This is a genomic window from Paracoccus sp. (in: a-proteobacteria), from assembly GCF_032007265.1.
Lineage (GTDB): Bacteria > Pseudomonadota > Alphaproteobacteria > Rhodobacterales > Rhodobacteraceae > Paracoccus.
The window spans coordinates 1-9,967 of the sequence record NZ_DALZMB010000126.1 but is presented as its reverse complement, the minus strand read 5'-3'; the positions used below and the strand labels follow the sequence as shown (position 1 = coordinate 9,967).

Sequence of the window (9,967 nt, the reverse complement as noted above, 5' to 3'; positions counted from 1 at the left end):
GCCGGGCGACAGCAGCAGCTTGCCCAAATAGTCCAGCGCCTGCTGCGACCCCGAAGTGATGAAAATATTGTCGATGTCACAAGGAACACCGATCCGTGCCATTTGCCCCACAAGCCATTCGCGCAGTGGCTTATAGCCTTCCGAGACAGAATATTGCAGCGCCGAAGCCGCATGTTCAGGCAGCATTGCCGTTTCAAAAGCCTTCGAGAAGGCGGCGGTCGGGAACAGCGCCGGGTCAGGGATTCCCCCCGCGAAGGAAATGATGTCGGGCTGATCCAACAATTTCAGCAGTTCGCGGATCTCTGAAGCCTTCATCCGACCGTTTCGCGTGGCGAGCACATCCGTCCATTGCATGGGCCCAATTCTCCTAGCCTTTGTGATCGGCGGAACCTGCGCCTCGGCGCAGCGGAAATCAATGCGTCCGGCGTGCAATTTTTGTATGAATCTGTCGAAAATCGATCATTTTTAGTATGATTTCGATAATCGACAGCCTTGCGCGGATCTTTTTCGTCCCGCCGCCCGACAATCTGGCAAAAGCAGGCAATTTTTTTTAGCGAAAAAAGACGGGGGGTATTCTTGTAAATGGATGGGACGTGCCTAGTTTTGGACTGCGGACCGGGCCCCTCTGGCAGTCATTGACTGTGATGTCGGACCGCATCGAGCGCGCTCGAGGCTGGCCCGGACTTTCCTGCCCTTCCTTGGCGCCCATAAACATGGGGACGGAATGGAACTTTTCACAACACTCTTTATGGGAACACCGGTCTGGATGTGGCTGGTGTTTCTAAGCATTGTCTTGGGGCTTTTGATCTTGGATCTGGGGGTGTTTAACACCACTGACCACGAGATCGGGGTCGCCGAAAGCCTGAAGATGTCGGCTTTCTACATCTCACTGGGTCTGGCGTTTTCCGGCTTTGTCTGGTGGCAGATGGACGGCACAGCGACAGCACAATATCTGACCGCTTTCGTCGTCGAAAAGACCCTTGCGCTGGACAATATCTTTGTGATTGCGCTGATTTTCAGCTTTTTCGCAATTCCACGCAAATATCAGCATCGGGTTCTGTTCTGGGGCATTCTGGGCGTGATCGTGCTGCGCGGCATCATGATCGCACTTGGGGCCACGATCGTCGCCCAATATCACTGGGTTCTATATATCTTTGCCCTCTTTTTGATCCTGACCGGGGTCAAGATGCTGTTTGCCAAGGATGAAGAGCCGGATCTAAGCAAGAACCCGATCCTGCGCTTTGCCAAAAAGCGGATGCGCGTCACCGATGAGCTGCATGGAAATGCCTTTGTGGTTCGGTTGGCAGATAGCAAAACCGGAAAGATGGTGCGGTTTGCCACGCCTTTGTTGTTGGCGCTGGTCATGATCGAATTCGCGGATCTGGTCTTTGCCGTGGATTCGGTGCCTGCCGTCTTTACGATCACGACTGATCCTTTCCTGGTCTATACCTCGAATATCTTTGCCATTCTTGGTCTGCGGGCGCTCTTTTTCGCGCTGTCGGCCATCCTGCACCGCTTTGCCTATCTGAAATATGCGCTGTCGATCCTGCTGGTGTTCATCGGCTCAAAGATCTTCATCGCAGACGCCATGGGATGGGAGAAATTCCCCCCCGCATGGTCGCTGGCGATCACCTTTGCCATCTTGGGTGCGGGCGTGGTGGCCTCGCTGTGGAAGACGCGCAACGACAAGGGTCAGACCGAGGCCCGTAACTAAGCTGACACCCCCAACCCGCCATTCATCCGAATGGCGGTTTTGTCATCCCAACGCGTCTGTCGTTTTGGGTAAAACCATCCTCGCCATCCAATATTCGTGGCCTTTGTGACTTCACCGCACACCGGAATATTATTGCGAAAATCCGCCTGTGAGAGGTCTGACATTCTGCGATTCGAGTGCCTTACCGCCGGGATTGGGAAAACTGTCAATCTTGGTTTGACTTCCGGCCCGACTCGCCTGATAGCGACAGCATTGATCGCTGAAGTGCGAATTCGTCCCGCGCCTTTTCGCTACGAGAGTCTATGCAAATGACAAAGAATTTTCCCGCCGACGGCAGCCTGAGCAAGGCCACGCTGACCCATCTTCAACGGTTGGAAGCTGAAAGCATCCACATCATGCGCGAAGTGGTCGCCAATTCCGAAAACCCGGTGATGCTTTATTCGGTGGGCAAGGATTCGGCTTGTATGTTGCATCTGGCGCGCAAAGCATTTTATCCCGCGCCCCCGCCTTTCCCGCTGCTGCATGTAGATACGACGTGGAAATTTCGCGCCATGTACGATCTGCGCGACCGCGCAGCTGCCGCCGCCGGGATGGAGCTGATTGTCTATCAAAACCCCGAGGCGCTAGAGCAGGGGATCAACCCCTTTGATCACGGCAGCCTGCATACTGATATGTGGAAGACCGAGGGGCTGAAACAGGCGCTTAGCAAATATAACTTTGATGTGGCCTTTGGCGGCGCACGCCGTGACGAGGAAAAGTCGCGCGCCAAGGAACGCATCTTTTCCTTCCGCTCGGCCAACCATCGCTGGGACCCGAAAAATCAGCGCCCCGAGCTGTGGAAGCTTTACAATACGCGCAAGGCTAAAGGTGAATCGATCCGGGTCTTTCCGATCTCGAACTGGACCGAGCTGGACATCTGGCAATATATCCACCTGGAAAACATCGATATTGTTCCGCTGTATTTCTCGGAAAAGCGCCCCGTGGTCGAACGCGACGGCCTGTTGATCATGGTTGATGACGACCGCTTCCCGCTGCACGAGGGCGAAGTGCCGCAAATGCGCTCGGTCCGGTTCCGTACGCTTGGCTGTTACCCGCTGACCGGTGCCGTTGAATCCGAGGCTGCCACCTTGCCCGAGGTCATTCAGGAAATGTTGCTGACCACCACCTCCGAGCGTCAGGGCCGCGCCATCGACAAGGATCAGGCCGCCTCGATGGAGAAGAAAAAACAAGAGGGTTACTTCTGATGACCGCCGCAAACCCCGAGATCGCCATGCAAGACAGCGACAGCCAAGTTTATGTCACCGACGCGTTGATTGCCGAAGATATCGACGCTTATCTGCTGAAACATCAGCATAAGACCATGTTGCGGTTCATCACCTGCGGTTCGGTTGATGACGGCAAATCGACGCTGATCGGGCGTCTGCTCTACGACAGCAAGATGATCTTTGAAGATCAGCTGGCCAGCCTCGAGCGCGATTCCAAAACCGTTGGCACCCAGGGTGGCGACATCGATTTCGCCCTTCTGGTCGACGGTCTTGCCGCTGAACGCGAACAGGGCATTACCATTGACGTGGCCTATCGCTTCTTCGCCACGGACAAGCGTAAATTCATTGTGGCCGACACCCCCGGCCACGAGCAATATACGCGCAATATGGTCACCGGGGCCTCGACCGCCGATCTTGCCGTCATTCTGATCGATGCGCGTCAAGGCGTTCTGACCCAAACCCGGCGCCACTCTTATCTGGTGAACCTGCTCGGCATCCGCAACGTGGTGCTTGCGGTGAACAAGATGGATCTGGTCGATTATTCGGCCGAACGCTTCTATGAAATCGTGTCGGAATATTCGCATTTCGCCAAGGCAATCGGTATGGAAAGCTTCCTGCCGATCCCGATCTCTGGGCTCAAGGGCGACAATATCGTGGCGCGCAGCACGGCGATGCCTTGGTATCAAGGGCCAACCCTGCTGAGCCATCTCGAAGTGGCACCGATCAATGATACCCGTATGCAAGACCATGCTTTCCGCATGTCGGTGCAATGGGTGAACCGCCCAAATCTCGACTTCCGCGGCTTCGCCGGTCAGATCAGTGCAGGCACCATCGCGCCGGGCGATGCGATCAGGGTGCTGCCCTCGGGCAAAACCACCACCGTCAAATCGATCGTCACCTTTGACGGGGAACTGGATCGCGCAGTTGCCGGCCAATCGATTACGCTGACCTTTGCCGATGAAATTGACTGCTCGCGCGGCGATGTCATCGTTCAGGCCGATGCGCCTTGCGAAGTGGCGGATCAGTTCGAGGCCACGCTTGTCTGGATGTCCGAAGACGAGATGCTGCCGGGCCGGCCCTATCTGCTCAAACTGGGAACCCAGACCGTCACAGCAACCGTCACCCAGCCCAAATTCGAGGTAAACGTCAACACGCTGGAACATACAGCGTCGAAAACGCTGGGTCTGAATGCGATTGGCGTCGTCAATATCTCGACCGACCGACCGATCCCGTTCGAGGCCTATGCCGAAAACCCCGATCTGGGCGGCTTCATCCTGGTCGACCGGATGACCAATGCCACCATCGCTGCTGGCATGCTGCATTTCGCGCTGCGCCGTTCGCAAAACATTCATTGGCAATCCACGGATGTGGATCGCGATGCCCATGCCGCATTGAAAAATCAGCGCGCGAAAGTGGTCTGGTTTACGGGTCTTTCCGGCTCGGGCAAATCGACAATCGCCAATATTGTCGAGCGTAAGCTTCATGCGATGGGCAAACACACCTTCTTGCTTGACGGCGACAACGTCCGTCACGGCCTGAACCGCGATCTGGGCTTTACCGATGCCGACCGCGTCGAAAACGTCCGCCGTGTGGGTGAGGTGGCCAAGCTGATGACGGATGCGGGCCTGATTGTCCTGACAGCCTTCATCTCGCCCTTCCGCGCAGAACGTCAAATGGTGCGCGATCTCATGGCAGATGGCGATTTCCTCGAGGTCTATGTCGACACGCCCCTTGCTGTCGCTGAAGAGCGCGATGTGAAAGGCCTCTATAAAAAGGCACGTGCAGGGCAGTTGAAAAACTTCACCGGCATCGACAGCCCCTATGAAGCGCCCGAAACGGCCGAAGTAACGGTCAATACCGTAGCGCTCAGTGCAGAAGAGGCCGCCGATCGCGTAATCGCGCAGATCCTCGGAACCACCGCGTAATAGTTTGATATAAAAATAAATCCCGCCTGAACCCTCAGGCGGGATTTTTGCTGTCAGGACCAAAGCGCAGATTTCTGACCGCTCAAAGCCCTATTCTTCATCATCTAAATACCCAAAACCCACCGCCCAACCGGGGTGGGCGGTGGCGGGATATGATCAGCGCGCACCCCATGTATCGGTCAGCCGATAGCCCTCGGGCCAGGGGTCGTCAGGATCCAGCATGTGCTGATGCACACCGGTAATCCATCCTCGCCCAGAGATCTCGGGCAAGATTGCCGGAAGATCTCCGACGCGGGTTTCCCCCAAAATCCGTCCGGTAAAGGTCGATCCGATCAGTGAAACGGTTGTCAGCTGGTCAGCGGCAGTCATTTGCCCGCGCGCATGCAAAACCGCCATCCGTGCCGACAGCGCCGTGCCGGTGGGCGAGCGGTCAACCTTGCCCGGCTGGATCGCGACGGCTGCCCCGGCGCGCAGCCCTTCGGGTGTGCGCTCAAGCGGTCCGGCAAACAGGCAGAATGAATAATGCGTCCAATCGGGATTGGTTGGATGGTGAAAGCCGATCTGTTCGGTGGCGGCATTGGTAATCTTGACGCCCAGTTTCGCAATATCATGCGCCTCGTCTGGGGTCAGCCCAAAGCCCATGGCGCGGGCATCAACCATGGCAAAGCTGTCGCCGCCAAAGGCTGTATCTATCGTCAGCGTGCCGATGCCCTCGACCTCCAGCGCAACATCAAGCCGATGCGCGAAAGAGGGCAGGTTTTGCACGAAAATCCGCTCGGCTTTGCCGTTGCGGCATTCGGCGCGTACTTTGACCAGCCCACCGGGCGCCTCAAGAAGCATTTCAGTGACCGGCTCGACCATCGGGATGATGCCGCTATCCAGCAAGACCGTTGAAACACAGATCGAATTCGAGCCGGACATCGGCGGCGTGTCCTCGGGCTCCATGATGATCCAGGCGGCGTCCGCATCGGGATGTTTGGGCGGAACCAGCAGGTTAACGTGGCGAAAAACGCCGCCTCTGGGTTCGTTCAGCACAAAATTTCTGAGCTGCTGGTCTTTGGCAATCCAGCGGGACTGCTCCCAGATCGTATCGCCCGGCGGAGGACGCACGCCGCCAACGATCACATCGCCGACCTCGCCTTCGGCATGGCATGAAATGACATGTATGGTCTTGATACTACGCAAATTTTATCCTTTCAGCCAGGCAGGAAGGCTGGGTGCTTTGCCTGTGATTGCAGCTTCGACACAATCTTGCAGACTGCCAAATCGGACGGCACGGCCGGATAGGCCGGGGCCGTAATGGGCATATTTTCCCGAATTTGTAACTAGGGTTCTGGCCTCGGGCGGGAAAACCGGCTCGGTGATCGAACACCAGCACAGATCCTGAACAAGGCGGACGCCCAGATCACTCAGCGCGTCATAGGTGCCATCGGCCCGCAACTCGCCCAATACCTGACGCCCTGCTGTCACCACGACATGCACATGATCGGCAGCGCGGCGCCCAGCCATGGCTTTCAGCAGCGCACGGCTTTCCTCGGCCGAGAAATGTGGGCTGCCAAATGCGGCAAGCTGGATGTCTTCGGGGCCTTGATTGAGCTCGGCCCAGATGCGCGCCAGATCGCCACGGCTGACCACGACCTCATCGGCATTTGGTGTCAGGGGCAGGCCGGCCTCGGGGGTATGACCAGCCAGATGCAGCATCGGTGCGGCCGAGGTCGTGCCAAATGCGCCGCAAAGCGCCTTGAGATCATCCCGATTGGGCGTCAGGCCGTCAAGGCCACGGATCAGTGGAATGCGATCGGGCGCGATCTGGCCTGCCAGATAGCCCAGCATCGGCCAAAACGCATCATCCGCCCCATCAGGCGCCTGCACCTGAATGACCCGCGCGGGATGACGATTTTCTTCGAGATAGACGCCAGAACGCGGGGCGCGCCCGGTCAGGCCGATCAGCAGATCCAGGAAATCGGGGTGTTTGACCGTCCGCGCACCCAAAACGGTATTGGCAAAGATCACGGCATTGGATTCCGCCCAAGCGATATCCTCGCCTTGAGAGGGGGCACTGGGCAGCAAGTAAGGCGCGCAGGTATAGGTCGGACGCGCGCCCATACGCACATAGGCATCTGCCAAACGGCTGGCTGGATTGCCAAATTTCGGTGGCACGCCTTGGGCCTGCCAATTCTCGCGGTCAACCGAAATGGCATTCATCGTTGTCGGCACGCGCAGGCGCGCGCCCATGTCGGCCATTTTCTCGGCAAAAATGCGATTGGCATCCGAGGCATAGATACAGCCGTCAATATGCACCTGGCTGACATCCACCAGATCTTGTGCGCCCTGGAGCGCCGCCATGGCCAGAATAATCTCCATGGCCAGTTGCTCGGACGGCGTCCCTGCCAGCATGGCGCGGTCATGCGCGCTGAGTGCAAGATCGCTGACCGCCAGCGGGGCCAGCGGAATGTTCAGATCGCCCGCAGTTAGCTGGTCCTGCGTGATTTCGGCCCAAGGCTGGGCCGAAAGCGCCGCGAAATCACTGGGGGACAGACGCAGCACCGGCAGGGCGTGCCCGAAAAGCCGCTCGGCGATCATCGCGCCAAGCGTTAAAATATCCTCGGCACCGGAAAAGACCAAGGCTGCCGGGGCATTTCCCGACAAGATCAGCTCGAGCAGGACCCCCGATCCGGTGCATGACCCGCGAGAGGTCGGCATCATCACGACCTTTCCCGCAAGGCTTTGGCCGTGCCATGGGTGATGGGCATCAATAACATGCCCCGAGGCGGCGTCGACGCCGCCCCAGAAGCTAAGCCCCTCGATCGAGGATAAAACCTCGCCGCTCGACTGGCCTTTGAGGATGCAAACCCCCGTCACTTGACGACGAAGCCATGCGCAAAGGGATCGCGTTCGGCATCGATATAGATCGTATTCAGCCCGGTCTGACGTGCCCAACCGGCGATCGAGGGGATGATCGCGTCACGGTCAGCGACCTTGGTTGCGGCTTCGACCCGGCCTTTGAACAGGCTGCCGATAATCGATTCATGGATGAATTCATCGCCGACGTTCAGCTTGCCCTTGGCCGCAAGCTGCGCCATGCGCGCCGATGTACCGGTGCCACAGGGCGAGCGATCAATCGCCTTATCGCCATAGAAGACAGCGTTGCGCGCATGTGCGCCTTCGACCGTCGGGGCGCCTGTCCATTGGATATGGGACAGGCCGTTGATCGCGGGATGTTCGGGATGGATGAACTCGTATTTCGCGTTCAAAGCCGCGCGCAGCTTTGGCGAAAAGCCAATCAGTTCGCCCGCGGTGAAATCGGCCATGTCGCGAAAGTTCTTCTGCGGTTCGACAATGGCGTAAAAGTTGCCGCCGTAGGCCACATCGACCACGATCTCGCCCAGACCCTCGACCTCGGCGGTCAGCCCTTCCGAATGCAGGAAGCCCGGAACGTTGGTCAGGCGAACTTCTTCGACATAGCGACCCTCTTGGCGGTATTCGATATCGACCTTGCCAGCAGGGGTCTCGATCGAGAGGCGGCCGGGTTCGCGCGGCGTGATCAGGCCGTTTTCAATGCCCATGGTGATCGTGCCGATGGTGCCGTGACCGCACATCGGCAGGCAACCCGAGGTCTCGATATAAAGCACCGCGACATCGCAATCATCGCGGGTCGGCGGGTACAGGATCGAGCCCGACATCATGTCATGGCCGCGCGGCTCGAACATCAGGCCGGTGCGGATCCAGTCGAACTCGGCCAGAAAATGCGCGCGCTTTTCCAGCATATTCGCGCCTTTCAGACGCGGAGCGCCGCCGGCAACCAGACGAACCGGGTTGCCACACGTGTGACCATCGATGCAGGGGAAGATATATTGGGTCATGAAAGCCTCAGAAACGCGCCGCCGAGAAGGGGGCAAGGTCGATACCGGGGTGCTGGTTGGTCAAAAGATCGGCGACGATCTTGCCCGTACCAGCGGATTGGGTCAGGCCAAGATGGCCATGTCCGAAAGCGCAGATTGTATTGGGATGACCCGGCAGCGGGCCAATCGCCGGCAGGCTGTCTGGCATAGAGGGACGAAAGCCCATCCATTGCTTGCCGCCGCTGGTTTTTAAACCGGGCAGGAATTGCGCGGCTTTCTTCAGCATATTCTCAGAGCGTTTAAAGTTCGGCGGCAGTTTCAGCCCGCCAAGTTCGACCGCTCCGCCGACCCTGATCCCGGAATTCATGGTCGAAACCACAAAGCCGTGGCCGCCAAAGGTGACCTGCACTTTCAGATCAAAGGCATCGGCGGGCAGGGTGGTGTTATAGCCGCGCTCGGTCTCCAACGGGATTTTTACCCCTTGGGTGCGCGCCAGCAGATGCGAAAACGCCCCCGCCGCCAGAACCACGCGCCCTTTCAAGGGACCGGCCGAGGTGATCACCCCATCATCGGTCAGCGCGGTGGCCTGAGCAATGATGATCTGGCCGCCATTGGCGCGAAAACGCTCGGCCAAAGCCAGGGTATAATCCTTTGGATCCGAGATCGAATACCAGCCAGGCGTAAAGGTCGCATGGGTGAAACGTGCGGCAAGGCCGGGCTGGATCTCGGCGATCTCTGCCCCTTTCAGGTGGTCAAAGGCGATGCCCTGTTCCGCCCGTGCCTGCCAGCCGGGGAGAGAGTCGCGAAACTCTGCTTCGCCTTCATAGACCTGCAGCTGGCCATTGCGCCGCAGCATGTGCAACAGCCCGTCACGCTCTAGCGCGGGCTCCAGTGCGGCGCGCGAATAATTCATCATCGCGGTTTGGGCAATGGTCGAGGCACGCACTTGCGCAGGCCAGCTCGCGCGCCAGAATTTCAGCATCCAAGGCGCGATTTTCAGCGCATAGGACGGACGCACTGACAAAGGGCCCAACGGGTCCAGAAGCCATTTCGGCGCCTGACGAATGATCTTGGGCGAGGCCAAGGGAAAAATATCGGTGAAGGCAAAGGCCCCGGCATTGCCGGCAGAGGCACCGGCGGCTGGCCCCTCGCGTTCCACAACCCGGACGGAAAGGCCGCGCGATTGCGCGGCCAATGCGATGCTAAGGCCAATGACCCCGG

The 9,967-nt window shown here is 58.4% G+C and carries 7 protein-coding genes and 1 pseudogene; 3 read left to right on the top strand and 5 right to left on the bottom strand.

The features are described from left to right. Positions 1-354: pseudogene (locus RTS12_RS18285) on the bottom strand (PLP-dependent aminotransferase family protein); the annotation flags it as partial. A gap of 370 nt (positions 355-724) precedes the next feature. On the opposite strand from RTS12_RS18285, the gene RTS12_RS18280 reads away from it, so the two are divergent. The 3 genes from RTS12_RS18280 to cysN all read left to right on the top strand — a co-directional run bounded on the left by RTS12_RS18280 (position 725) and on the right by cysN (position 4,904). Next, positions 725-1,714, top strand: a complete 990-nt coding sequence (locus RTS12_RS18280) for a TerC family protein (RefSeq protein WP_312531065.1) — start codon at positions 725-727, stop codon at positions 1,712-1,714. A 308-nt stretch (positions 1,715-2,022) separates the two neighbouring features. After that, positions 2,023-2,958: a sulfate adenylyltransferase subunit CysD gene (gene cysD / locus RTS12_RS18275; RefSeq protein ID WP_409455710.1), complete on the top strand. Its 936-nt coding sequence runs from the start codon at positions 2,023-2,025 to the stop codon at positions 2,956-2,958. After that, on the top strand, positions 2,958-4,904 hold the full coding sequence (cysN, locus tag RTS12_RS18270) for a sulfate adenylyltransferase subunit CysN (RefSeq protein ID WP_312531063.1): 1,947 nt from the start codon (positions 2,958-2,960) through the stop codon (positions 4,902-4,904). The genes cysD and cysN overlap by 1 nt, the downstream gene beginning before the upstream one ends. Positions 4,905-5,060: 156 nt before the next feature. Here cysN and RTS12_RS18265 read toward each other — a convergent pair whose 3' ends face one another. From RTS12_RS18265 to RTS12_RS18250, 4 genes are all read right to left on the bottom strand, one after another. Continuing rightward, complete coding sequence (locus RTS12_RS18265; protein WP_312531061.1) at positions 5,061-6,089, bottom strand: trans-3-hydroxy-L-proline dehydratase; 1,029 nt, start codon at positions 6,087-6,089, stop codon at positions 5,061-5,063. A 3-nt stretch (positions 6,090-6,092) separates the two neighbouring features. Next, positions 6,093-7,766 carry an aconitase family protein gene (locus tag RTS12_RS18260; protein ID WP_312531059.1) on the bottom strand — a complete coding sequence of 558 codons (1,674 nt, stop codon included), beginning with the start codon at positions 7,764-7,766 and terminating at the stop codon, positions 6,093-6,095. Beyond that, on the bottom strand, positions 7,763-8,767 hold the full coding sequence (locus tag RTS12_RS18255) for a 4-hydroxyproline epimerase (protein ID WP_312531057.1): 1,005 nt from the start codon (positions 8,765-8,767) through the stop codon (positions 7,763-7,765). Before RTS12_RS18255 ends, RTS12_RS18260 begins: the two co-directional genes overlap by 4 nt. Before the next feature lie 7 nt (positions 8,768-8,774). Continuing rightward, positions 8,775-9,967, bottom strand: a 1,193-nt coding sequence (locus RTS12_RS18250) for an FAD-binding oxidoreductase (RefSeq protein ID WP_312531055.1), incomplete at its 5' end; no start/stop codon positions are given.

What these genes read in the sequence shown, in the direction of transcription:
- cysN (WP_312531063.1), top strand. Translation starts at nt 2,958, where the DNA reads ATGACCGCCGCAAACCCCGAGATCGCCATGCAAGACAGCGACAGCCAA.
- RTS12_RS18255 (WP_312531057.1), bottom strand. Translation starts at nt 8,767, where the DNA reads ATGACCCAATATATCTTCCCCTGCATCGATGGTCACACGTGTGGCAAC.
- cysD (WP_409455710.1), top strand. Translation starts at nt 2,023, where the DNA reads ATGACAAAGAATTTTCCCGCCGACGGCAGCCTGAGCAAGGCCACGCTG.
- RTS12_RS18280 (WP_312531065.1), top strand. Translation starts at nt 725, where the DNA reads ATGGAACTTTTCACAACACTCTTTATGGGAACACCGGTCTGGATGTGG.